This window comes from Cryomorphaceae bacterium 1068 (assembly GCA_027214385.1).
In the GTDB taxonomy this organism is placed as follows: Bacteria; Bacteroidota; Bacteroidia; order Flavobacteriales_D; family Cryomorphaceae; genus JAKVAV01.
The window spans coordinates 21,873-44,490 of record JAPVXR010000013.1; the positions used below are offsets into that span (position 1 = coordinate 21,873).

Here is a 22,618-nt window from a genome sequence, read left to right on the forward strand (position 1 = left end):
ATTCCCATGTGGCTTTTGTCGACTTTATTTAAAAACGCTGCCTGAATGAAACCGATTCCTATTCAAACTATCAGAGAGAAGGCCATAGAAGTACTTCATGGTTCTTGTTTGCCTCAAGGCATTGCAGCTAGTGCTCAGCAGGCTGATAATTATCGCCGCATTTGGGCGCGTGATGGAATCATGACGGGAATTACAGGTATAACAATCGGAGATGAATATATCATAGAACATCTGGCCAAAACCATCCACTACTTGGGTCAGTATCAGGATCAGTCGGGAATCATTCCTTCCAACGTTGGTGTTGAGTCAAAACCCACTGTGAGTTTTGGGAGTACGGCGGGAAGAGTTGATGCTACGGCATGGTGGATCATTGGAGCACTCTTATTGCTAAAAGATTATCCGCAGCTTTTGAAGAACGTGGAGAACCTCGAAGAGAAGGTATTGAAAGCCATTGGTGTAATGGAAATTTGGGAGATGAATCTCGGTAATTTAATTTACACGCCCATTGGTGGAAACTGGGCAGATGAATATGTTATCCAAGGACATACGCTCTATGACAATACTTTGAGGTTATGGGGCCTTAAACTGGCTGCAAGTGTTCTCGCCGACAAACAACTCACAGATAAAGCAGGCAGAGTAGAAGAGAAAATAAAACAAAACTTTTGGTATAGCACAGATCACGATACCCCACGCTACCACAAAGAGGCCTATGCACGAGTAGGGCGTGACCCAGGATATCTTTTTGCATCGATTGGCCCCATGGGGTATGATACCAGATGGGATTGTGCGGGAAATGCATTGGGCTTGCTCTTGGGATTCACGGAGAAAAAAGATCAAACAGAAGCCTTCTTACACGGTCTTTCGGAAGATTTACCCGAAAGACTTATACCGGCATTCTGGCCCGTGATTGAACCAAAAGACGCTGAGTGGTCATTTTTGAAAGACAATTACAATTACCGATTTAAAAACAAACCGTATCACTTTCATAACGGCGGATCATGGCCTATTTTTAGTGGACTCATGTGTTTGGCAATGGCCTATCAGGAAAAACCTGAAATAGCCACGCTTATTCATGAATCCATGACCAAGGCGTTAGAACGCGAAGAACCTGCCTACCGCTTTTTCGAATACTTTGACACCGAGAAAGGACAAGCTCAAGGAGTTCAGCAATTGTGCTACTCCGCCTCGGGCTGGCTTCTTTCAGATCTTGCTGTAAGTGGTGATTTTGATCGATTAAAACACATCCTTTCATGATAGGCGATGTTATTAATATCAAACCTGAGTACGTAAACACTGCGCGAGAAATCGTTTCACTCTGCGGGAATCTTTTCTTTGACAAAAAACGCGTGATCTTGATTGCGGGTGAGTCTGGAAGTGGGAAATCCGTGACAGCTGTTTCGCTTCAAAAAGTGTTGCTCGAACACCACGTAGACGCGATGGTCATTCATCAAGACGATTATTTTCATTTGCCCCCTGCTACCAATCACGACGAAAGGCTAAAAGATATAAGCCGCGTAGGTATGGATGAAGTCAACCTCAATTTGATGCAAAAGCACATTGATGGCTTCAAAGCCAATGCCGAGCGAATCACTAAACCTTTGGTGCATTACAAGGAGAACGAAATACTCCAAGAAAGTATCAATATTGCCGCTTATAAAACACTGATTGTCGAAGGAACTTACAGTTTTGCGCTTAGCGGAGCGGATACCCGCATTTTCATGGTGCGTAATTATAAAGACACGCTTACAAGTAGGTTGGAAAGAAACCGCGATGTAGCAGGAGACTTCATCGAGAGAGTGCTCGAGATTGAACACGGTCTCATCTCACCGATGGCAGCTCATGCCGACATTGTGATTCGCAAAAACTATAAAGCCGAACGATTATGACTACACAAGCTGAAAAACCGCGCCTTTCGATTTGGCAAATCTGGAACATGAGCCTTGGCTTTCTGGGCGTGCAGTATGCCTTCGGCCTGCAGCAGGCCAACATGAGCCCCATTTATCGCTATTTGGGCGCCGACGAGAGTGAAATTCCGTTTCTTTGGTTGGCCGGACCCATCACAGGGTTGCTTGTCCAGCCTTTTATTGGTGCCATGAGCGATAAAACCTGGCATAAATTCTTGGGCCGTCGGAGACCCTACATTTTATTTGGTGCCATAGCTACCAGCCTTGCCCTCATCTTAATGCCAAACTCCACCCAGCTTTGGCAAGCGGCCGCTTTGCTCTGGTTGCTCGATGGTGCGGCTAATGTAACCATGGAGCCCTTTAGAGCTTTGATAGCGGATAAACTCAATAGCAAGCAGCGCTCTTTGGGCTTTGCCGTCCAGAGTTTGTTTGTTGGCTTTGGGCAAATTCTGGCTAACCTCATGCCTTTTATTTTGGGTGCGTTGGGGCTGCTTTATACGGTGGGAGAAGAAGTAGAACAGATTCCACTTTTCGTGAAACTATCGTTTTACGTAGGCGCTGCAACTATTCTGGTCACCGTTCTAGTCACTGTATTTACCACAAAAGAAATTCCTCCATCCACCCAAGAGGAAGAAGAACTTAAAGCTTCTGATGGAAAAGGCACACTGGCAGAAATCTTTGCCGCATTCAAAGAAATGCCCAAAACCATGAAACAATTGTGGTGGGTAAAATTCTTCACATGGTACTCATTGCCATTGATGTGGCAATACTATTCACTCTCTATGGCTAGACATGGTTTTGGAGCTTCGGATCCAGGAGTAGAAGCATTTGAAGAAGGAATTAAATTTGGAAACCTTGGATTTAGTGTATTTAGCGGCGCTTGCTTGGTTTTTTCTATGTTCATCCCCGCCTTGTCAAGAAAGATAGGTAACAGGGCCACACATGCCATTTGCCTCAGCATCGGTGCATTGGGCTTTATGGCTATGCAATTCACAAATTCACCAAAGGCCCTTGTCGGACTGATGGGTCTGGTAGGTATTGCCTGGGCTTCAATCATGGCTATGCCTTACGTGATGCTTGCAGGAGCCGTTCCTGCCAAAAGAATGGGAGTTTACATGGGTATTTTTAATATGTTCATTGTGGTACCGCAAATCTTGAGCATGCTGACTGTACCTCTGTTTTATGATAACTTCTTGACGGGCGATCCGAGAAACGCGCTTTTCCTTGCAGGTGTGCTGCTACTTTTTGCAGCGGCATCAAATAAGTTCGTTTCAAAGAAAGCAGAAAATTAGTGCGTTGATGAACTGCATAATTGTTTAAGTAGGTCTGAAAGGGGCCTAGTACTTTCACTGCAAAGACCATTACCAAAATAGGGCTTATTCAAAATAGCGCGCGGTAAGAGCAGAAAGGAATGAAAATTCACAAGAGATCAGGAAAGGCACACCACATCTCCAGTTTTCGATGAAAATTATTTCGATACAAAATACCAAGGCATGGGCAGTGTCCCGCAAGGCATTGGTTATAAGTTTCCGAAGTTCGTTTTTTCTCTATGCGATGACCTGTAGAATTTGAGTAAAGCCTAAAGATGTGTCAAACAGAATTTATTTCCAGTTGGATCAATCAGCCAATATTCTCCATCTTTTTCAGTAATATCAGGAGCATTCATAATGGCCATGTCCAGACGTTCCTTGCTATCGAAAATGATGTGAAAATGCCTCATGCCAGCATTTTCAATCGGTGCTAAGGGTCTATTCTGGCCATGCCAAGAGTTCATGGCTATTCGATGTTTGTAAGAACCGCCAGCTCCTACATCGGCATACATGAACTGGGGTAGGAAGTTGAAAGATTCAAATCCAATTTTTTGATAGAAGGAATTAGACTCTTCGACATTGTTTGCATAGAGATGAATATGACCTAGATAGGTGTCTTTATCAATGATGTTATTAGGTATCGAATTATCAGCGTGCGAGAGAACTTCATTCAAGTCCAATTGAGCCGAAGCACTGCGAATATTCCCGTCCATATCTTCTATGCTAAGTCCGTGCTCCGTTACTACGCGTTTAAAACGCTCGGGAGTTTCCAGTGTGAACTCGACATTGATGCCATCTGGGTCATCTAAATAGAGCGATTTCGACATGGTGTGATCAACGGGAGAACTTGGATATTTTTTGTCAAATACGCGTTTCACCATATTGGCAAACTCACGTGTGTTAGGTGCGTGAATTGCGAAATGGTAAAGTCCACTGTAGCCTTTTTTAAACTGGGCTGTAGCCGTTTCGTGAACTACGATGAGGGTCTTTGATTCTGTGCCAAGCTCTGCAGATTTTTCAGAACGAGCTCTTATCTTCATTCCGACCAGTTCGGTGTAAAAACCTATGCTTTTGTCTAACTTAGTTATGTTGAGATGTATGGCCCCGAATGTGGCATACCTGCCTGTTTTGTCTAACTGTGTATTCATGCTTGAAAGAGAATAAGCAATGGATGAAAAACCATCCATTGCTATCAATGATGCGCTACCCAATATTGCCTTCATAAAGTCATTGCGCTGCATATTATATAACGTTTGTAATTGCTTTAATTTTATTTAGCAGTAATTGGTGCTTTCTTAGATCTTCCCCAGGCGATAAAGCCTAAGAATAAGATGAACAGGGCATTGGCCCCTATGGCTGGAAACTCACCTCTTGAAGCATGGAATATGGCTGCAAAAACCATAACTGCAGTCAGCCCCACAGATGCCCAAACGCTCAACGCTGGTTTGATGCGCAGTAATGAAGGAAGTACCAATCCGATTCCTCCTAAAAACTCACTGATACCAATGAAGCGCACTAATCCTTCTGGAACGTCTAATACCCATGGCATCGATTCGGCCATTGCTTCTATCGGTTGAAATAGTTTAGTCAGACCTGCCATGATAAATAAAGCTGCAAAAAGTCCTTGAAACACCCAAAGAATGATGTGCATTGTCTTGTTCTTTTGAGTAGTTGTCATTTCTTAAATTGATTTAGTGATTTGAAAAAAAGGTTGAAAAGTGAAAAAGGCTAGAGCCGGAAAGAAGTGCATGGGTACTACAAGTCCTGGAAAGAGTTCAGGGAAATCTAGATCTAAAGGAAGTGAAGCATCCATTGCGCCTATGATGCTTGCGAATGAAAGAGTAGCGTAAATAATATTTAACCAACCCATAAATCGGTTAAGTTTAAATTTTAGAAACCCCCAATAGCCCAAGGTCATCAGCAAACAACCCATTGTGCTCGCACCTATTATTGAACCCCAGTTTACTACTGAGTTGAATTCAGTTAACATGAGATATTGATAAATCTCAAAGTATACAACGCCAGCTATACTCGCAAATGCACTGGAAATGATTCCGTGCCACAAAAGGTGTTTTCTATTCATGGCAACTTATTTGGTGACAGGGATAGTCACATCGAGCTTAATTTCATTGGATACCTTCTTAGACATTCCCTTCATGGTTCCAACACCAAAGTCCAGTCGGTTGACAGAAAATTTGGATGAAAACGAATTCTCATTGAATGCAAAAGGTATTGTCATTTCTTTTGACACCCCATGTATACTCATAATGCCAGTCACTTTGTATGCATCTCCTTCTTTTGAAACTGAGCTAGACTTGAAGGTTATGTTTGGGTACTTATCTGCATCAAACCACTTGTCACTAATGGCATGTTTGTTCTTCATGCCCTTTCCCGTATTAATTGAATTAACGGCTACAGTAAACGAAAAGGATGAGTTTTCAGGGTTTGCATTATCAAATTTCACATCACCTTCAAGGTCTTTGAAAATCCCTTCTGCGTCAGTTCCTGAGAATTTGACCGAATAACCTTCACTAATTTTCCAATCAACAGATGTTTTGATGGTAAATGCTGATAAGACTATGATTGCCATTGAAGCCAGTAAAAATTTTGTTGTTTTCATTTCTTATTGTTTTAGAATTATTTAGGTCACAAATTTCAGGCGATCCCAATAATTAAAACTTAAGCTACCTTAAGAAATGAAAGCAGAGCTATTTTCCTGCGAGTTTACGCCTGATCTCACTCAAATATTCGGGGGTAATGCCAATGTAAGAGGCAATCAGTTTCAATGGCAAACGCTGTACAAGCATTGGGTACGTTTGGGTGAACTCAATATACCGTTGCTCAGCTGTGGCACTTAGCAGGGCGATGAGCCGCTTATTACTGGCTATTAAACTGTTACGCAGTTTATGATTCATTTCAAGAATAAAGCGATCATTCAATTTTTCTAAATCAGAATAAGCATCATGAGAAAAAACTTGAAGGTTAGAGTCCTCGATGGCTTCAATAAATATTTTGGAGGGTTCTTGATTAAAAAAACTGGCCATGTCTGAAATGAGCCAATTTTCGGGGGCAAATTGAATGATGTGTTCTTTTCCTGAGTTATCGAGCACATAGCTTTTTAGACAACCGCTTTCCACTTTAAAAGCCATTTTGCTTATGTTTCCTGCGCCATGCAAAACTTCACCGCGCTTTACTTTAATTGAGTTGACTTCTTCTTCAAAATCCATAGAAGTAAAATAAAGATTTTTTTATTGCTTATATCTTATTGAGCTTCCTCGTATTTGGTTTCTTTTAATGTTCGTAAAGGCACATGCTTTACACAAGTTAAAGATTAGGGTTTACACTAAATTAGTCTCTAACCTTGTTGATGATTCTTTACTTCTAAGATGTCTTTCATCAAAGAAACCTAAAAATACGTCTCGGTAATACGCTTTCCAAATTCCGTTACCGCTGTCTTCCAAACCGACATATTTTCCCTTCAAAGCTGCTGTTAAATAGACCCAGTAATAGGTCTTCCATCTGATGGCTCCGTTGCGGGTAACTTTCAATATTTTGTATGTGGAGTCGTAGTCAAAATCGGGTATCCTTTCGGGGAATGGCCTGGTGGAAAAATCATGCATGTGAGCGGGTGTTTTCATGTCCAGTGCTTCATGGGGTCGAATGTGATTATACTCTTTCACAAAGTGATTTAATCTCCTCTGTTGAGCTTTCAAATCGTAGGCAGAAGGTTTGGCGCAAGCAGCCTTTAAATCGCGGTGCATCCGTTCATGTCTACCGTTTTGTTCGGGGTGCGCAGGATCGGAAAATACAGGCTTAATTCCGAGCTCGATGAACCAATATGAGAGCTGCGTAAAGCGTTGAATGGCACGCACGGATCCAAAGGGGCTTCCGTTGTCGGTGTGCATCTGTTGCGGGATGCCGTATTTCCTAAAAACCCTTTTAAACTCTGCCTTTGCTGACTTTATATTTTCGTGATAATGACCTTTTGCGGTAAACAAAAAAACGGCTTTTAGAGTCTGCAATGGTGAGTGGATGGCAGTAGATTTTGTTACCCATTAAGAACTTTCCTTTGTAGTCAGCACTCCAAACTTCATTGCACTTTTTTGGATCGAATATGGGAAAGATCGGCTTGACTCTTCGCATTCTTTTTTGCGGGCACACCAGGCTATTTTTCTTGAGGATATTATGTACCGTGACCACCGATGGGATTTGTTCCTCAGTAAACTCGTTAAACAACAAAATGCGGATTTTCTTCGCTCCCCAGAGCTTGTGTTTTCCTTTGAGCTTAAGGATACTTTCTACAATATTTTCAGGTGTAGAATTAGGATGATTTTGAGGAGATCGCGACTGCTCTTTGAGACCTTCAAATCCCAATTTTTCGAACCGATCAATGAGTCGATAAGCGGTTGGCCTGGAGATCTCAAAGCTCCGACATAGTTCTGTGATCGTATACTTTCCCGTACGCCATTCACAGATAAATTCAATCTTTTGTTCCATTGTTGTACTTACTTTCCAAGGCATGGTAATCTGATTTTGACCTCAAATTACCCCCTAAAAAAGTGTAAACCATGTGCCTTTAACTCTGTAAACTATGTCCCTTTAACGTACCCAATGCACCCCAACGCTCTGGCTAAGAAACGTGCGGTTTTAAAAACCGAAAATCTTTCACCTAAGACGTGATTAAAATTAAAGGTAATCATCTTCATTTTAACGAGATTCCGCATGTGTTCTTAGGTGATGTTGTGCAGCGTTTTTATTTATTTTTCAGGATGTTAAGTAGTTTTTTAGGGTCTTGACGGTTGTCCCAAAATGCTGTCACGATTATTCTGTCATCGAATACTTTGTAGTAGATACTGAAATGTCCGAGTGATGCGACACGCGTATCCTTGAAGTCCGCTGATTTATACAGAAATGGGTTCTTGGCTATTTGCTTCGTTCGGTCGGATACCAAACTCATCAGCCTTTTGGAGTATGAATTAGATTTATTCTTTTCGACCCAGAATTGAAGAATTCCGACAAATTGAATGTCCGCAGTTCTCGTCCAAACTACTGCCCGTTTAGCCATTCAAGATTCCGTTTATTCATCGCTTCCTGTGAAATGAGGCGACCACTTTCTATGTCGTCGTCGCTCATTTCGAGCATTTCTTTCTGTTCGGCAGTGAGTTCCACAAGGTCAGACGTTGAACTACTTGATGCGACGAGCTTATCCAGCGCTTCTAAAAAATCTTTGTTCTTAATTGCCAATATCTTATCGATTAACTGACTTCTTATTTTGTCAACTGCTGCCATGACTTTCTTATTTCCCCTAAATATCCACTTTTATCACGAGTTCTTCAAATGCTGCACAACAATCGTATAATACGCACTAGTGTGTGTTATTCAGCTTATGGGCTAATCGACTTTCAACATCGCCCTTACTAATCCCTCTCCCAAAACATCCCTAGAAAAATCTCACTCCTTCTAATCGGCTCTGGTCATTCCTCAATCTAAAGAAAAAACCGCTTCAAACAGAAGCAGTTTTGCATAAAACGTGAAAAGTCAGATAGCGAATTGCTCTCTGCAAGCTCCGCAATCCTAACCCTCTTCGGGGCTATTGACCCAGTAGAGGTAGAATCGATGGGTGAGCGCCAAAACAACCGTACCCACAAATAAGCCGACAATGCCGTGAAGAAGAACGCCCCCGATGGCACCAAGAAAGATGATGATGGTGGGGGTTTGCAATCCCTTGGCCAGTAGTATGGGCTTTAGGAAATTGTCCAATAGCGATACGATGACGATATAAACGGTAAAGATGATGGTGTAGGTCGTATTGTCCGAAAGGGAAAACGCCAAGATGATGGCAGGGATCACCACGATGGTGACCGGTACTTGCACAATAGCGGCAAACAAGACAACGATGGCAAACACACCCGGGGCGGGTAAGCCAATGAGTTGAAAACCGACGAAACTCAATACCGATTGAATAATGGCCACCAAGAGAATGCCCTTGACCACACTTCTGATGGTATTGCGCGACATGATCAAGACTTCCATGCCATCTTTGCCTACCAACTTATTGGCCAGTTTTAGCGAGGTAGTATAAGCCCCATCGGCATTGTACATAAAGGCCACCGCGATAAGCAAGGAGACGATAAACAGCACCAGCGTTCCCATAATTCCTAAGAAGCTGTTGATGATCCCACCTGCTTTTTCGGTAATGAAATCTTGATGCGCAAAGGCAAAAGCCTTGAGGTCTGTAGAAGCCTTATCCCAGGCTCCGTATATTTTATCGCCCAGAGGCCACTCCTTCACCTGTTCTGTGGGAGGTGGCACTACCAAGGTGCCTTCCCTGAACTGTTCGACCACGGCAGTGGTAGATTCGAGCACCGAGCTGAAGATGTAGTAGGAGGGAACCGCCAGAATGGCCACCGTAACAAGGGTAAAAATCGTGGTCACCATCTTTTTGCGTTTCTCTCCGGCTTTGTTCACCAATTTTTGGAAAAACGGATAGATGGCTACTGCCAATATCAAGGCCCAAGTCAAGGCCCCGATAAAAGGGGTGACGATAAAAAACGCCCAGAGGACGAGTAGTGCTAAGACTGCCAGCCTGATGACGGAAGTGATGTTCAAGGAACTTTTCATGGGTATTTAATTCTGTGGTTGGTTTTCATTTGGCCATCCGCCTCCCAAGGCCAAGTATAATCTTACGACGGACTCAAGGTGCAATTTATAACTTTCGGATGCAATGAGTTGGGAGCTAAATAGGGAGTTCTGCAAATTGATAAATTCCAGGAAAGAGGTTACTCCTTCGTTGTAGCGCACCCAAGATAAGTCGAGGGCTTCCTGTGCCAGATCCAATTGTTCTTGCCTTATTTCGTATTCCCTGCGGTAGGTGTCAATGGCTATCAGGGCATCTTCCACCTCTTGAAATGCCTGCAAGTAGCCTTGTTCGTACTGATTGACCAGTTGGATGTATCTTTCTTCTTCAAATTCAATGGAGCTTTTGATGCGCCCTTTGTTGAAAATCGGGCCGGCTAAATTTCCCGCCAGCGAACTGAAGAGCAGGGTAGGGTTGGTCAATTGCGCTCCCAGATCTAAGGAGATGGTAAAGTTTGGGTACAGCAGTGCTTCGGTAGCCCCGATAATGGCCAATTGTGCTCTTAGCTGTCTTTCGGCTATCAATATCGAGGGACGGCGTTGCAGCAATCCCGCGGGAACCCCCGTGGGAAATTCTGAAGGGAAAACCTGTTCCTGAAGCAAAAGTCCTCTGGGAATGGATTTTGGGGCTGACGCCAATAGGATGCTTAGCGCATTTTCCACTTGTCTTCTACCACGGAATAAGGCTTGTAGGGTGACTTCCGCTTCTTTTTGCTGGATGATGACCTGATTCAAATCCACTTTGGAAATAAAGCCCGCATCGTACCGAGCTTGTATAATGTCTCTGAATTCGGTCAAGGAACCCAGCATGTTTTCTGAAATGATGATCTTATTGTCGATATCCCTCAGCGTAAAATAGATGGTGGCAATTTGAGAAACCAAGGTGGCCTTCACTTGGTTGTAGGCCATCTCTGTGGCCAGATACACCTGCAGAGCTGCTTCGTTCTGATTTCTGATTCTGCCCCAAATATCCAATGTGTAGGACACATTTGCCGCCGCAAGGGCATTTTGGGTGGTTCCCGATTCGGCGGTGTTGGCACCAATATCGCCACTCACGCCGTAGTTGACACTCGGGTAGAGCTGTGTTTTGGCAATGTCCAGTTGAAGCTGCGATTGCTTGATTAAGCTAACCGTATTCAGTAGCGCTAAGTTTCTGTCCAGTCCTTCGTCAATCAAATTGACCAGGGTGGAGTCATTAAAAATCTCCCACCACGATACATCGGCAAAGCTGCTGCTGTCTGCCGCGGTATTATCGCGGAAATCGGCCGCTTCTTCTACGGGCGGCGCTACGTAGTCTTTCTGTATTCGGCAAGACGAAAACCAGAGAGCAGCGCCAAGGATCAGGCCATATTTTAGATAGACTCTAGGCATTCAGAATTTTTGGATTGTTGAAGGTGTTGATGACTCTGAATGCAACGATCACGTAGATAACCGCCAGCCCGATCTGCAGGAGACGTTCCCAAAGCATCGCGCCTGCATTGTCTGATGAAGTGGATATGACACCCATCACCACAAAAAAGGTATTGAAGCTGGTCTTAAAGATGGGAGCGATTGGCTTGCCCGAATAAATCTTGGGGGCAAAGTAAAAAGCCACATTGATGATCAAGAAGATGTACAGCAAATAACTCGGACTAATGACCAAGAGATTGTACACCAGCACCCCGATCAATCCGCCAACGACATTGGCCGCTAAGATGGCTACTCCTTTTTTCGATTGATAAATGAAGGGGTCGAAGCTGAGTATGACAATAAATACCAGCGTGATCAAGGCCACCGAGATATCGAAGAAGTAAACCAAGGTGACCACGGGAAAAACGACGATCAGGCCGTTCAATGCCATTCGCTCCAAGTTCATGTTTTCAAAAGCCTTGGTCTCTTTCTTGTCGGCTGTGGAGTCCTCAGCTTGCGTGAAGGGGAAGAGCAGGTAGGCAATGCGCACGACCACGATGGCCATGATCAAATTGAACAGCATGGATGACAATACAAGGCTTCCCAGCGCATTCGCCTTAAGGCTGATAAAAGGCAGTAAAACGGCCAACATCAAAAACAGCAAGCGGATGGCTTCGGGTATTTTGACCAAGCGAAAAGACCAAAAAATGGATAAGCCCAAGATAGGCAGCACCACCAAGGGATAGTCAATGAGGTGCTTGCCAATGATGCTGCCAAAAAACCCAAGTACGCCGAGACCGAAAACAACGATCACCTCGGTTTTTAACCCCAAGGGTTTTTTCTCGGGAGCTAAGAGGATAAGCGCAAAGATGGCGGTCATGTGAGGAATCATGTATCCCAAGGTCGTAGATCCGACCAGCGCCAGAGTAACGCCAAACACACAGCGCAGTAGCGGCGTGTGCTCCATAAGATCCCTGTAAAATGATTTCACCCTACCTGACATAAGATAAGTATGATAGCACATTGATGCGGACGCTTGCCAGAAAGTTGAGCAACCAGTTGTCGCCCGTGTACACCACTATTTCGGCCTGACTCCCTTGCCTTAGTTTCTTTAGAATGGCCTCGTTTTCTATTTCGATAATCACGGGAAAGCGCTGCGGGTCTCTCAGCCATCCCTGCGTGGAGTTGATCTGTGGTAGACTTCCGGGGTTTGTTTGATCCGTGCTCACACCATAGGCGATGCTCGCTACTTTTCCCTGAAAGACCTCTCCGGGCTCAATGTCAAATATCACGTCCACTTCATCGCCGATGGAAATGTTGGAGATGTTGTTTTCCTTCAAGTCGGCTTGAATCCAGAGGTTGCTGTTCGAAATCAAGGTCACCATCGATTTTCCCGCACCGGCATAATACCCGACTTCCACATTGAAGCTTTCAATCACACCATCAGATGGGGCGATGATAGCGGTATGCTCGAGGTCCCATTGGGCTTTTTCCAATCTATTCAGCACCGATTTTACATCGGGATTGTTCTCATCGGTAGGGCCGAGGGCGGCCAGCTCCTTGTCCAGTCTGGCTTGCGTCGACTTTACCTGTTCGATCGCGTTTAGATACGATGCTTCCGACCGGTCTTTATCTGCTTCGGAAAGGGCGCCTTCGTTTTGGGCGATCACTTTCTGCGTACGTGTCCAGTTTTTTGTGGCTCTTTCCAGCGAGACCTTTGCTTTGCTGACCGATGCCGTAGCCGATTGTATGGCAGATACCCCGGCAGTAATGTTTTGGGTGACTTTTTCAAGATCGCTTTCTGCCATTGCTACCGCAATTTCATAGGGCTTTGGGTCGACTTGAAACAGCGTGTCTCCCTTTTTTACGGAAGTGTGTAAGCCTACATTGACCTGAGTCACGTATCCATTCACCATGGGATCAACGGAGATCAATAGTCCTTTGACTCTCGCCTGATCTGTATTGGGAGTAATCCTGTCGGCGGAGACGTACCACACAAAGAGCAGAAAAGTCAAGACCGCCGTCAGCAGGCTCAACTTCTTTACGGCTTGTCCCTTTTTCTTTTCCGATTTAGCCATTATACCACTTTTATTTTCTTGTAGATATTCTGAATGAGCGAATACATCATGGCCGTAGACCAGCCTATCAGCATGATTCCATTGATGGCTTCTAATCCCGAGAGCAAGCGCCAATCTGATACCAATGTAATTTCACCATAACCCAGGGTGGTAAAAGTCACCATTGAAAAATAGACGGCTTCCGTGAAGCTTTCAAACTGACCTGAGGTTTCGGGTATAAGGTAATAACAAGTCGCCCATACCAAGGCGTGGATGGCATGAATGAGTGTAAAAAACATCATGGACAAGATTAGCACTCTGACAATTGCCCCATTCGTCACCGCTTGATTTTCGCTTTTGGATACTGCGATTTTTCTAATCCAGATTACATTCCCAAAACCCTGAATCAACAGGTTGATGGTAATGATGATGAAGCTGATGCATAGAATGTAGAAAAGCATAACCGCAAAACTCTAAATTTCAAGGGACTTTGCTAGGGTTTTGATGGATAATGTAAGGGCAAAGACTCGGCAAAGAACGGACACTGCGCATTCATTTCAAACGAAAGAATCAAAACCAGTACTCCCTTTTTGCTCGTTTAAGTCAGTTCCCGCTTGTTTGTCAGACCTCAATTCTAGGCCAGAGCTTTATAGATCTTTCTGACAATGCCTTCCGCAACCAGAATACCAATGACCACCACGATAAAGGCGACAACTCCGTGCCATGGTCCTAAAAACTGAACGTGTTCTCCGAATGCATAGTTGATCACCTCTAAGATGAGGAGCTTGGAAACAAACAAGATGGCCCAGGCAGAAACAAAGCGCATGACTTTCGGCATTACCCCCGATTTTTTATTGAAGTAGGCTGCCACCTTATGCTCAATAACCAAGGTTAGTTTTAGCAGCACCTGAAGCAATAATGCTGCAACTAGGGCAATACTAAATAAGTCAATAACCACAAGCTCCCAGAATTCGTTGAATAGCCCAAGCACGACCAGGTCCACCAAAACTGCGACGATGAGTCGATTGAAAAATTGCTGGTGATTGGAAATGGTGTTCTCAATCTGTTTCTTTTTCAATTTGCCTTTTCCCATTTATTCGTTTTTGCCAAATTTAGAGGAATTACGGGCATGTCAAAATTGGGGGATATTACCTCGGGATGACATACCCCGAGGAGCGAGCGGGCAAGCTAAAGAATAGGAGTAGAGTTGATAAGCGCTTCATTTTATCCAGAACTCTATTGTTTTGAGTGTTTGACTATTGGATGGTTCGGCTATGGTGAGTCTGGCTGCGGGATAGCCCGTCTCGGATTCATCAAGTTCAACTATGTATTCCAAATTGTCTTTGTAGTAAGTGCAGGTCTTGGGATTGTAGGTGTGTCCATCCTCGGCCGTCAGGAGAATATCGGGTACCCTAAAGCATGCCAAGTCGCCACCAATCGTTTTAGTTTTTCCTGTTTTTGAACTTAGCGACGTGAAGACGAATGTTGCTTTAATTCCATCACTACCGATAAAACTTGTTTGTATGAATTCCAACTCATACTTGATTGAGTCGGCTACCGCTTCAAAAACATACGCTTTCCCGAGTTCATGATCTTCTCTGATTTCATTCGCCACTTGCGCCTCGAGTCTAAGGCAAAATGCAATGCAGAGGATGAAAAACAGTGGTTCTTTCATTTGTTGATGAGGCTGAACGGTTTTGCCAAGAAACGTGGCCCCAAGGGCATGATTTCCTAATAGTTGTTGTAGCGTGTATTTTTATTTTGAGTAATTTATCTTGTATTCATTCCTGACCTTTTCCCGAGGTATAAGTTCATTACAAATCGTCAATAAACTATCGAATATGGGGTGATATGTATTGTCTAGTCTAAAATGATACATTTCATTCCTAATTTCAATTTCAATGTCGAATTGATCTCCATCAAGGGTAGGCGTTATTAAGTTCGTTGGAATCGTATCCCAAATAACTCCTTCGATAAATTCAATGAGAGTTGAATTATCGATATTTCTGTACGTATGCTTATTTCGAGCCTTTACTATGTCAGAATTTGAAACATAGACAGTCTCGAATAATCTCAATTCTTTATTAGTTATAAAATAGTTGATTGTTACTGGATTGGGCAGTCCAATATATGAGATGTTAACCGCACAATTACTTTGTTGACGATATCCTCCAAAAGAGGTTAGCAGAATAAATACCAGAATTACGGTCAACGGTTTTGTCATACTTCCAATGAGCTACAACGCTAAGCTAAGAAACGCGTCCCGAAGAGGATGTTTTCTTGGTATTGTTGTAAAGCGTTATTTTTATTTTCTTCTCTGTTATTTCCTTTTCTGTCAATGCTATTGGTGATATGAAGATTTTCTGTAAGGCAGTTTTATTTTCATCAAATCCATCATAATCAGTGTCGCCAAATGCAAGTCGCACATTTCTATTTGGCATAATGTAGTGACTTTGCCAATCTTCAATCCAGGCCTCTTCAAAGTTGAAGTTCAGCTTCTTCAATATTTGACGAACTGAAGGAATATTCAAATTATGCCTTATCCAATCATGACTAAAAAAGTCAGACTTATAATCACGATAAAAGTGCCAAACTCCAATCACTATTAAGTTTAACTCTCTAAACTCATTCTCTTCAAAATAAAACTCAATATCGTCAACAAGTAAATATGGACATTTTAATTTATTACTTTCTTCAAAAAATGTCTTCCATTCCGGGAAAACGTTAAGAATGTCGTTTTTACTGTCACCCCATTTAAGCGGGCCTATTTCACCAGTCTTAAGCCAACTATTTAGGTGGATTTTCATTTTTATGCTTTACAGCAAAAGGATAACACGCTCCGGCATGTCTTGAACTTTCACTTCTTCTTTTCGCGCTTCTTTTGATCCTTGTTGATTTTTTCAATTTCGTTCATCGGAACGACAATCAATTCATTCGTTTCACAATTCCACGTGTTCATGTACTTTTCGGAGATAACATTGTGCGATTTCCAACCGGCAAACTCGGAGTAAAGCATGAGGGTGCAGATATCAGTGGCGGTAATGAACTCTCCCGTTTCTTTGGTGTGGCTGTGCATCGCGATTTCTGATTTCGCTCCATTGGGTAAGTTGCCATACTCGATGGGTATGAGGTTGCGGTGCAACATGTTCTTCGATTTCAATTTATTGGTAGAGTCAAACTCCAGCAAATAATCATTTCCGAATATGACCACACCGTTTTGAGTGGGGCCTGTCAGGATGTATACTTTTTTCTCATCTCCATTGATCAGCGGAATAAAATTCGGGTTGGTGTTCTGATAAAATTGATAGAACTCATCCTCGTTTTTCTGAAGATCAATTAAGGCTAGCTTTCTAATTTCATAGAGGTCCTTTTCAGTTGGTGTAAAGTCTCGTTCATCCAGATCTACCGGAGCCGTATTCACATTGTAAGTGCTATCGAAAGAAACGGTTCCGATTACCGTCGGATCTTCAGCTGAAGCGAAGAAGATGCACTTAATGGTATCGCCTTCAGAGTAAGAAAAGTAGCCTCCGATATTGGATCGGTTGGAGTATTTTGCAATGAATAGATCGGTGCCGTACCAAGAGGCCATTTCAGACTTATAGAGGAGTTTTCCTTCTTCGACAATTGGCCGGGCCTTTTCGGTCGGACTTTTCTGTCCAAACGCGCTTAACGAAAAAACGGTAAAGACAATAGATAGTATTCTGATCATAACATGCTGCTGTTGGGTTGCAAAGGTATGTGTTTGATTATTTCTTCGTTTTACTACCGTGAATAGTCTATTGATGATTTGATGACAACACCGCTTCTTTGATCTACAGCAAAACAAACACCAAATCTGCCACCAAGAGCGCTTGAAGGACAAAAACCAAGGTGCCGATGTCTTTTTTAGATCGATACGCGATGAACATAGAAACCAGAGTCAGCAATGGAATGACGATTCCCGATACAAATCTCAAGGACGAAAAAGAACTGTTTTGAGAAGAGACCAATCGATAGCGGTTTATTTCTTTGAATATCCATGAGACTGAGTATTCGATTTTTTCGTCATTCTGAGCCAATGATTTGGCAAAGTCTTCTTCAACGTTAAATTGATGTTCACTCGTAACGACTTTGTATGAAAAGTGGTGGTTTCCGCCTGCATTGTAATAGTGCTGCCGCTCTCTTTCTACCTTGACGATTTCACTGGTTATTACCCTCCCGGGCAAGACGAAGTCGAGGATAAGGGCAACTGCCATCAGCACAAGCAGGGCACTCAAGGATCTGCGGAAATTTTTTGGCGGTTTACTCATTGTTCAATCTTATTACCGTAGTATTTCATCAATATAGATCGAACGGTATTTCTCGGGATACTCAAACTGCACGGGATGAGTGGCATCTTCAAAGAGGAACCATTCTTTTGATGGAGCCTCCAGCGAATCAAAATAGGCTTTGGCCAATGAAGTTTCCGTAAAGTGGTCATTGTCGCCATGCATGATGTAAACAGGTATTTCCCATTTGGGAATATCTCTCATGAGATTTATTTGAAAGCATGTAGGCCACAATAACCGAAACGCGGGAACATCTTGATTGGGGCTTAGCTTCTCGTCGAAGGTCATGCTGTTGTCCAATAAGAGCGCTTTAATACCGCTAAAGTCCGCATTGATTCTAGGCCTTTCGTATTTCGTTACAACGGTTCGCTGCACATTGCAAGCCTCTGCCATTTCTTCATTTGATTTGTTCGGATAAGGTGGTCGTCCTATTTTATTCAATTGTCTGATAGAAACAGTATCATTTTGGCTTTGAGCTTGCGTCATGGCAAAATCATAGGATAGTTTTTCTGATAAAGGCTGATTGGCCATTTGGCCTATCCCGATATACGCATGGAAAAACTCAGGATTTTCCTGAACCATAAAGGCGCTTACAGCCGTGCCCCATGAGGAGCCTTCAATGAAGATCTTCTCCTTGTCAAATTTCTTTCTGAGATAATCAGTAACCAAAAGTCCGTCACTTACAATTTGGTTGAGCGTAATCGTTGAATCAGGAATGTCAGTCGTGTAAGCTATTCCAGCGCCACGCTGCTCCCAATAGCAAACGGTAAATAGATCTTCTAAATCAAATCCATTGATTCTGGAAATAACGGGTGGTACGGCACTTCCCGGTCCTCCATGTACTCGCAGTAATATGGGGTTGCTGACATCTCTTCCTCTTATGGTGATCCGCTGAGGAACTCCATTGACATCAATATTTTCGTGAATTGCGATACTATTTGCGACTATTTCTCCATCCTCATCCAGAAAGGGTTCCTCTTCCCCAGAACTGTTGATTCTTATGGTGATAAGCACGACCACTGCAAAAGCTACAACTCCACCAATCATGTAGAGCAACCACTTCCCGACTTTTTTTAATGCTTTCATAATTTGTGTCTTGAGGTTTGTATGGAAGCCAATTAGTCTACAACGCGATCCACTTCTATTGCACATTTCAAAGATGGATATCCTTCCAATCGGTGGCTCATTTCCAAAAATAGAAAAAACCGCTTTGTCCTGAAGCGATGGAGGATAAGCGTTAAAAGGTCAGGAAGGAACTACCTTTTGGTAAGTCGAAAAGGGAAATAAAAAAGCCACGCGATTTACCGCGTGGCTTCAAATAGAGTTCACCGCTGTTGGGCGATGGGGGATTAACGGATCACCATAATCTTGGATGTAGCGATCAAATCTTCTTTGAAAAACTGCAGGAAATACATTCCTCCCGGTAGATCTTCCAAATTAATCTGTTTGCGGTTGACTGTTCGCACACTCTGTCCATAGCTATTTACCAAGCGTATTTCAGAAAATTCGGTGATGTCAGCATCAATATTGATGAAGCTTTCTGCCGGATTGGGAAAAACACCTACAGACTCAGCCGCCTCGTCACGCACTGAGGTAACGATAGGTTCCAGCTCGAATCGCATCATATCACTTTCCAATTGCACGTTACTGAGACCACACATAAAGTAGACATAGTTGTCAATGATGAAGTTACCCGGCGCCCAGCGACTACTCCCGGGGTGCGAGGTCAATTCAGTCCACTCATCGGTTTCAGGCTCATATTCCCAAAACTCGCCTTGCGGCATAAATGAGTGATTATCCCCGTCACCACTTAGTACATATCCTTTTCCGTTGTAATCAAATTGAGTACCTGCTACACGAGCCTCACCGGGGAAGTCGTTCAGTTGTGTCCACTCATCCGTTGCAGGATCAAACTTGTAGAAGTCGTTCAAAATATTGACGTTGTTGTTCACATTATTTCCATGGCCAAAGCCAACGTAAGCGATACCATCAATACCGAAATAAAAAGGGTGGTGTCTCTCTGGTCCTGGCAAATCGTCTTTTTGCGTCCAAGTATCTGTAGGGATGTCATACTCCCACCAATCGTCTAAGTTGGTTGGGTTGTTTCCTAAACCGATGTAGATCTTATCATCCAATTGGATAAAGGCAGGGTGGTAGCGTGGTTGGCACGGACAGTCGGCCAATTGTGTCCATTCTTCTGTTTCAGTATCATACTCCCAAAGGTCATCGAAAGCCACTCCAACAGCTCCGCCAAAGCCCACATATGCTTTGGTTCCTCGCGAGGTGGCGTATGAGAAGCTACGAGGAGCACCGGGAAAGTCAGGAAGAGTTTCCCAAGAATCAGTCGATGCTTCATACCGCATAAAGTCATCGGATGGCATACCATTCACAGCACCCGCGAGAAGATACCCGTATCCATCAACAGAAAAGGTAATGGGATGATGGCGAGCGTCCAAAGGACCTCCCGGCAATGAAGCCATTGGCTCCCATGTCTGTGCAAACATCAAGTTTGCAGATAAAAGAAGCGCGTAGAATAGTATAAGTTTTTTCATAAAATCATGTGTTTTGCTCAAAGCTATTATTCTTTTTCATACGGCATAAAACCAAAGAAAACCTAGATTGAAACTCTAAGAGCCCCTTGATGTTCAATATTCCATTATAATTGGGACATAAAAATCCGGACTTCAAGTACAATTTGGAGCGTTTTAATCAGCTCGTTATTGGCTTACACCTCTCACATTGAAAAGGGGACAAGTGTTGTTCCTATTTATTGGCGGCGTATAAGTCAGGAGTTACTAAAATTTTAAACAGGAATTCACCATGTTTATCCTTGTAGTAATAACTCATTGTCGTTTCGTTATCCCTATTTATTTTCATATCGGGATTTGTCCTTACGTTGTTTATCAAAGTTGGTCTTAAGTATGTTTCCAATTGGCCGATGTCTGTAGTCGCCTTTTCCATGTTCACCAAAGTGTAGTTGTACTGAAATATATTTTCAGGCAGAGCTACGGCATTGTCAAGCCTGGTTTCTTGATCCACCATTATGGGGCAAGATTTATTGATCTCGCTTGCTGCTTGCATCATGACTTGATCATAAGAAGGTGGTTTGAAGAAAAACTGTTGAACCAAAATAAATATTATTCCACCGGCTATGAGGCCTACGATAGTTTGAATATTGAGCTTTTTCTTTTCTGTTTGTCCCATCATTTCTATTGTTTTTATTGATCTAGCTCACTTGCGTATGCTACTATTTTATCCCAAATGGCGTAGTACTCCAACTCTGTTTTACGATCGCCAATATCCGTATTCATTACCATATATGTGCCTAGAGATTTTTCCTTGTTGAAGTAAAACCAGGTAGAAACGCCCGCATCGCCTCCCGAATGGCCTACGTAGCCCAATGCGCTATGGCCAATGAAAATGGCAGGATCATAATCACCGTCATACGGATGATTGGGGTCACGGCTGCCTTCTTCAAAGTGTTTTTCTTCGAGTTGAGCTTTGAAGTACGCCGCATAACTTTCCTTGCTTAGGATTGTGCCTTCTCCGCGGTAGCCTTTTATCAACTCAGTGGCGTATCTGGCCATATCGCTACTCGAAGTGATCAACATACCATCGGGATAGGTAATGGCGGTGTAAAAGGGCAGCAGGGTAGAATCGCTTCGGTAAAGTCGAGAGTGTTTGGATACGTCTACATCTTCCAACGACCAACCCGTTGAGTTCATCTGCAATGGCTTGTAGATGTGTTCGGTCGTGAATTCGTCAAAGGCTTTGCCCGTGGCTTGTTCTATGATGAAAGCCGCCAAGGTGGCGCCAATGTTGGAGTAGTTGTACCGTTCTCCCGCTTTGAAGTCAATGTAATTGTCGGGCTGGTAATACGCTCCACCTTCTTCCAAATAGCTTTTGAGGTAGGTTTCCATCGGCACGTTTTCCATTGAGGGATTGAGCACTTGTGCGTAATAATCGCTACTCGCCTTTTCAGAACCCCGGTATTCGGTCAGCACCCAAGCATGATCCATATACTGCTCCGTATCGTTAATGCCCGAGGTATGCGTAGCCAAATGCCGTATGGTGATTTTTCCCTCAGGGTGGAAAGGGTTGACCACCTGAAAAGGAAGGTAGTTTTCGATGGGATCATCCAATTTCAATTTGCCCATTTCCTTCGCCTTCATCAAAGCTAGTCCGATAGATGTCTTGGATACGGAAGCGATGTGCTGGATCGTGTTTTCCGTGTATTTCTCTTTGGTATCCATATTGGCATAGCCAAAACCGTGGGTATAAAGTGTTCCTTCTTCATTGGCGATGGCTACCGCGAAACCAATGAAGCCGTTAGCAGTACTCATCGAATCGAGCTCTGCGGTAAGTTGCCTGATGAGTACTTCTTTCTCATCAGACGTTTCGCTCTTGGGAGCTTCGTTCTCGCTGCAAGCGAATAAGGCCATGGCAAGGACGACAAGTAGTGCTTTTCTGTTCATGCTTGATTTAAATATTGATTCCACTCTTCTTTGGTAAATCCATGATTTCCAAAGCTAATTCCTTTTCCAAAATCAGATTCACCCAAGTCGACCAAGGCAATGGAGAAATCCTCCTCAACTTCTATGATGAGCTCAAGTCCGAAGCAAGTCGTCAATTTTACCGTTCCGTCCTTACGGTCAAATAGTATCTCATTGATAAAATGATTGTCTTTGAATCGATTATTGCTGCTGGTCAGGGTCATTTTTTTAAACCCACGTATTTCGATCTCAGAATTTCCTCCTTGATAGCGCGTAATCGTCCCAAAAAACCACTTCCTTCCGGTGACATTTTCGATCGTTCGTCTTTCCAATTTAAGGGTAAGGGGATTCTTTGGAAGATTCTCGACGATGTTCTCGTATTCAACGCTTGCATCATAAATCAGACGATTCAAAATCTCAAGGTTATTTATGTTGAATGTATAGTGCATTTAAATATCTCTCCGTTTCTTTGAGACTCTGAACCCTTAGTTCAGCTCATTGCGCTTATGATTTTATCGAATA

Annotated in this window: 27 protein-coding genes; 3 read left to right on the top strand and 24 right to left on the bottom strand. The window is 43.3% G+C overall.

All coding sequences use genetic code 11. The features are described from left to right. The first annotated feature begins 45 nt into the window (after nucleotides 1-45). From O3Q51_14460 to O3Q51_14470, 3 genes are read left to right on the top strand one after another with little or no spacing between them, the layout of a single operon-like run. A complete protein-coding gene (locus O3Q51_14460; protein ID MCZ4410021.1) occupies nucleotides 46-1,254 on the top strand; it encodes a hypothetical protein in 1,209 nt (402 codons plus the stop codon). Further along, complete coding sequence (locus tag O3Q51_14465; protein MCZ4410022.1) at nucleotides 1,251-1,886, top strand: hypothetical protein; 636 nt, start codon at nucleotides 1,251-1,253, stop codon at nucleotides 1,884-1,886. Before O3Q51_14460 ends, O3Q51_14465 begins: the two co-directional genes overlap by 4 nt. Further along, a complete protein-coding gene (locus O3Q51_14470) occupies nucleotides 1,883-3,196 on the top strand; it encodes an MFS transporter (protein ID MCZ4410023.1) in 1,314 nt (437 codons plus the stop codon). The genes O3Q51_14465 and O3Q51_14470 overlap by 4 nt, the downstream gene beginning before the upstream one ends. Nucleotides 3,197-3,483: 287 nt before the next feature. Here O3Q51_14470 and O3Q51_14475 read toward each other — a convergent pair whose 3' ends face one another. The 24 genes from O3Q51_14475 to O3Q51_14590 all read right to left on the bottom strand — a co-directional run bounded on the left by O3Q51_14475 (nucleotide 3,484) and on the right by O3Q51_14590 (nucleotide 22,509). Beyond that, complete coding sequence (locus O3Q51_14475; GenBank protein ID MCZ4410024.1) at nucleotides 3,484-4,455, bottom strand: VOC family protein; 972 nt, start codon at nucleotides 4,453-4,455, stop codon at nucleotides 3,484-3,486. 29 nt (nucleotides 4,456-4,484) lie between these two features. After that, nucleotides 4,485-4,892 (bottom strand): DoxX family protein, encoded by a 408-nt coding sequence (locus O3Q51_14480; protein MCZ4410025.1) that lies wholly within the window; start codon nucleotides 4,890-4,892, stop codon nucleotides 4,485-4,487. A 3-nt stretch (nucleotides 4,893-4,895) separates the two neighbouring features. Further along, nucleotides 4,896-5,297, bottom strand: coding sequence for a hypothetical protein (locus tag O3Q51_14485; protein ID MCZ4410026.1), 402 nt, complete (start codon nucleotides 5,295-5,297; stop codon nucleotides 4,896-4,898). A gap of 6 nt (nucleotides 5,298-5,303) precedes the next feature. Beyond that, a complete protein-coding gene (locus O3Q51_14490) occupies nucleotides 5,304-5,834 on the bottom strand; it encodes a YceI family protein (protein ID MCZ4410027.1) in 531 nt (176 codons plus the stop codon). 88 nt (nucleotides 5,835-5,922) lie between these two features. After that, complete coding sequence (locus O3Q51_14495; GenBank protein MCZ4410028.1) at nucleotides 5,923-6,441, bottom strand: Crp/Fnr family transcriptional regulator; 519 nt, start codon at nucleotides 6,439-6,441, stop codon at nucleotides 5,923-5,925. 111 nt (nucleotides 6,442-6,552) lie between these two features. Then, complete coding sequence (locus O3Q51_14500; protein MCZ4410029.1) at nucleotides 6,553-7,119, bottom strand: integrase core domain-containing protein; 567 nt, start codon at nucleotides 7,117-7,119, stop codon at nucleotides 6,553-6,555. Nucleotides 7,120-7,153: 34 nt separating this feature from the next. Beyond that, nucleotides 7,154-7,735 (bottom strand): helix-turn-helix domain-containing protein, encoded by a 582-nt coding sequence (locus tag O3Q51_14505; GenBank protein MCZ4410030.1) that lies wholly within the window; start codon nucleotides 7,733-7,735, stop codon nucleotides 7,154-7,156. A gap of 232 nt (nucleotides 7,736-7,967) precedes the next feature. Continuing rightward, nucleotides 7,968-8,279 (bottom strand): type II toxin-antitoxin system RelE/ParE family toxin, encoded by a 312-nt coding sequence (locus tag O3Q51_14510; GenBank protein MCZ4410031.1) that lies wholly within the window; start codon nucleotides 8,277-8,279, stop codon nucleotides 7,968-7,970. Continuing rightward, a complete protein-coding gene (locus tag O3Q51_14515; GenBank protein ID MCZ4410032.1) occupies nucleotides 8,261-8,503 on the bottom strand; it encodes a hypothetical protein in 243 nt (80 codons plus the stop codon). Before O3Q51_14515 ends, O3Q51_14510 begins: the two co-directional genes overlap by 19 nt. A gap of 285 nt (nucleotides 8,504-8,788) precedes the next feature. Next, a complete protein-coding gene (locus tag O3Q51_14520; protein MCZ4410033.1) occupies nucleotides 8,789-9,835 on the bottom strand; it encodes an AI-2E family transporter in 1,047 nt (348 codons plus the stop codon). 6 nt (nucleotides 9,836-9,841) lie between these two features. Beyond that, nucleotides 9,842-11,221: an efflux transporter outer membrane subunit gene (locus O3Q51_14525; protein ID MCZ4410034.1), complete on the bottom strand. Its 1,380-nt coding sequence runs from the start codon at nucleotides 11,219-11,221 to the stop codon at nucleotides 9,842-9,844. Further along, nucleotides 11,214-12,242, bottom strand: a complete 1,029-nt coding sequence (locus O3Q51_14530; protein ID MCZ4410035.1) for a DUF2955 domain-containing protein — start codon at nucleotides 12,240-12,242, stop codon at nucleotides 11,214-11,216. Before O3Q51_14530 ends, O3Q51_14525 begins: the two co-directional genes overlap by 8 nt. Further along, a complete protein-coding gene (locus O3Q51_14535; protein MCZ4410036.1) occupies nucleotides 12,232-13,317 on the bottom strand; it encodes an HlyD family secretion protein in 1,086 nt (361 codons plus the stop codon). The genes O3Q51_14530 and O3Q51_14535 overlap by 11 nt, the downstream gene beginning before the upstream one ends. Further along, nucleotides 13,317-13,757: a potassium channel family protein gene (locus O3Q51_14540; GenBank protein MCZ4410037.1), complete on the bottom strand. Its 441-nt coding sequence runs from the start codon at nucleotides 13,755-13,757 to the stop codon at nucleotides 13,317-13,319. Before O3Q51_14540 ends, O3Q51_14535 begins: the two co-directional genes overlap by 1 nt. Before the next feature lie 173 nt (nucleotides 13,758-13,930). Continuing rightward, nucleotides 13,931-14,389, bottom strand: coding sequence for a hypothetical protein (locus tag O3Q51_14545; GenBank protein MCZ4410038.1), 459 nt, complete (start codon nucleotides 14,387-14,389; stop codon nucleotides 13,931-13,933). A 126-nt stretch (nucleotides 14,390-14,515) separates the two neighbouring features. Continuing rightward, entirely contained in the window at nucleotides 14,516-14,971 is a 456-nt protein-coding gene (locus O3Q51_14550) for a hypothetical protein (protein MCZ4410039.1), read from the bottom strand. A gap of 574 nt (nucleotides 14,972-15,545) precedes the next feature. Then, nucleotides 15,546-16,103, bottom strand: coding sequence for a hypothetical protein (locus O3Q51_14555; protein MCZ4410040.1), 558 nt, complete (start codon nucleotides 16,101-16,103; stop codon nucleotides 15,546-15,548). 50 nt (nucleotides 16,104-16,153) lie between these two features. Beyond that, nucleotides 16,154-17,005: a hypothetical protein gene (locus O3Q51_14560; GenBank protein MCZ4410041.1), complete on the bottom strand. Its 852-nt coding sequence runs from the start codon at nucleotides 17,003-17,005 to the stop codon at nucleotides 16,154-16,156. Nucleotides 17,006-17,108: 103 nt separating this feature from the next. Further along, a complete protein-coding gene (locus tag O3Q51_14565) occupies nucleotides 17,109-17,585 on the bottom strand; it encodes a hypothetical protein (GenBank protein MCZ4410042.1) in 477 nt (158 codons plus the stop codon). 12 nt (nucleotides 17,586-17,597) lie between these two features. Beyond that, the gene (locus O3Q51_14570; GenBank protein MCZ4410043.1) at nucleotides 17,598-18,689 is read right to left on the bottom strand and encodes an alpha/beta hydrolase; all 1,092 of its coding nucleotides are present in this window, start codon (nucleotides 18,687-18,689) and stop codon (nucleotides 17,598-17,600) included. 263 nt (nucleotides 18,690-18,952) lie between these two features. Then, complete coding sequence (locus O3Q51_14575; protein MCZ4410044.1) at nucleotides 18,953-20,155, bottom strand: T9SS type A sorting domain-containing protein; 1,203 nt, start codon at nucleotides 20,153-20,155, stop codon at nucleotides 18,953-18,955. A 211-nt stretch (nucleotides 20,156-20,366) separates the two neighbouring features. Further along, complete coding sequence (locus tag O3Q51_14580) at nucleotides 20,367-20,810, bottom strand: hypothetical protein (GenBank protein MCZ4410045.1); 444 nt, start codon at nucleotides 20,808-20,810, stop codon at nucleotides 20,367-20,369. 11 nt (nucleotides 20,811-20,821) lie between these two features. Then, on the bottom strand, nucleotides 20,822-22,078 hold the full coding sequence (locus O3Q51_14585; protein ID MCZ4410046.1) for a serine hydrolase: 1,257 nt from the start codon (nucleotides 22,076-22,078) through the stop codon (nucleotides 20,822-20,824). Beyond that, on the bottom strand, nucleotides 22,075-22,509 hold the full coding sequence (locus O3Q51_14590; GenBank protein ID MCZ4410047.1) for a hypothetical protein: 435 nt from the start codon (nucleotides 22,507-22,509) through the stop codon (nucleotides 22,075-22,077). Before O3Q51_14590 ends, O3Q51_14585 begins: the two co-directional genes overlap by 4 nt. Nucleotides 22,510-22,618: the final 109 nt, after the last annotated feature.

Coding starts and splice junctions, on each gene's coding strand:
- O3Q51_14460 (MCZ4410021.1), top strand. CDS start 46: ATGAAACCGATTCCTATTCAAACTATCAGAGAGAAGGCCATAGAAGTA.
- O3Q51_14465 (MCZ4410022.1), top strand. CDS start 1,251: ATGATAGGCGATGTTATTAATATCAAACCTGAGTACGTAAACACTGCG.
- O3Q51_14470 (MCZ4410023.1), top strand. CDS start 1,883: ATGACTACACAAGCTGAAAAACCGCGCCTTTCGATTTGGCAAATCTGG.
- O3Q51_14475 (MCZ4410024.1), bottom strand. CDS start 4,455: ATGCAGCGCAATGACTTTATGAAGGCAATATTGGGTAGCGCATCATTG.
- O3Q51_14480 (MCZ4410025.1), bottom strand. CDS start 4,892: ATGACAACTACTCAAAAGAACAAGACAATGCACATCATTCTTTGGGTG.
- O3Q51_14485 (MCZ4410026.1), bottom strand. CDS start 5,297: ATGAATAGAAAACACCTTTTGTGGCACGGAATCATTTCCAGTGCATTT.
- O3Q51_14490 (MCZ4410027.1), bottom strand. CDS start 5,834: ATGAAAACAACAAAATTTTTACTGGCTTCAATGGCAATCATAGTCTTA.
- O3Q51_14495 (MCZ4410028.1), bottom strand. CDS start 6,441: ATGGATTTTGAAGAAGAAGTCAACTCAATTAAAGTAAAGCGCGGTGAA.
- O3Q51_14500 (MCZ4410029.1), bottom strand. CDS start 7,119: ATGCACACCGACAACGGAAGCCCCTTTGGATCCGTGCGTGCCATTCAA.
- O3Q51_14505 (MCZ4410030.1), bottom strand. CDS start 7,735: ATGCCTTGGAAAGTAAGTACAACAATGGAACAAAAGATTGAATTTATC.
- O3Q51_14510 (MCZ4410031.1), bottom strand. CDS start 8,279: ATGGCTAAACGGGCAGTAGTTTGGACGAGAACTGCGGACATTCAATTT.
- O3Q51_14515 (MCZ4410032.1), bottom strand. CDS start 8,503: ATGGCAGCAGTTGACAAAATAAGAAGTCAGTTAATCGATAAGATATTG.
- O3Q51_14520 (MCZ4410033.1), bottom strand. CDS start 9,835: ATGAAAAGTTCCTTGAACATCACTTCCGTCATCAGGCTGGCAGTCTTA.
- O3Q51_14525 (MCZ4410034.1), bottom strand. CDS start 11,221: ATGCCTAGAGTCTATCTAAAATATGGCCTGATCCTTGGCGCTGCTCTC.
- O3Q51_14530 (MCZ4410035.1), bottom strand. CDS start 12,242: ATGTCAGGTAGGGTGAAATCATTTTACAGGGATCTTATGGAGCACACG.
- O3Q51_14535 (MCZ4410036.1), bottom strand. CDS start 13,317: ATGGCTAAATCGGAAAAGAAAAAGGGACAAGCCGTAAAGAAGTTGAGC.
- O3Q51_14540 (MCZ4410037.1), bottom strand. CDS start 13,757: ATGCTTTTCTACATTCTATGCATCAGCTTCATCATCATTACCATCAAC.
- O3Q51_14545 (MCZ4410038.1), bottom strand. CDS start 14,389: ATGGGAAAAGGCAAATTGAAAAAGAAACAGATTGAGAACACCATTTCC.
- O3Q51_14550 (MCZ4410039.1), bottom strand. CDS start 14,971: ATGAAAGAACCACTGTTTTTCATCCTCTGCATTGCATTTTGCCTTAGA.
- O3Q51_14555 (MCZ4410040.1), bottom strand. CDS start 16,103: ATGAAAATCCACCTAAATAGTTGGCTTAAGACTGGTGAAATAGGCCCG.
- O3Q51_14560 (MCZ4410041.1), bottom strand. CDS start 17,005: ATGATCAGAATACTATCTATTGTCTTTACCGTTTTTTCGTTAAGCGCG.
- O3Q51_14565 (MCZ4410042.1), bottom strand. CDS start 17,585: ATGAGTAAACCGCCAAAAAATTTCCGCAGATCCTTGAGTGCCCTGCTT.
- O3Q51_14570 (MCZ4410043.1), bottom strand. CDS start 18,689: ATGAAAGCATTAAAAAAAGTCGGGAAGTGGTTGCTCTACATGATTGGT.
- O3Q51_14575 (MCZ4410044.1), bottom strand. CDS start 20,155: ATGAAAAAACTTATACTATTCTACGCGCTTCTTTTATCTGCAAACTTG.
- O3Q51_14580 (MCZ4410045.1), bottom strand. CDS start 20,810: ATGATGGGACAAACAGAAAAGAAAAAGCTCAATATTCAAACTATCGTA.
- O3Q51_14585 (MCZ4410046.1), bottom strand. CDS start 22,078: ATGAACAGAAAAGCACTACTTGTCGTCCTTGCCATGGCCTTATTCGCT.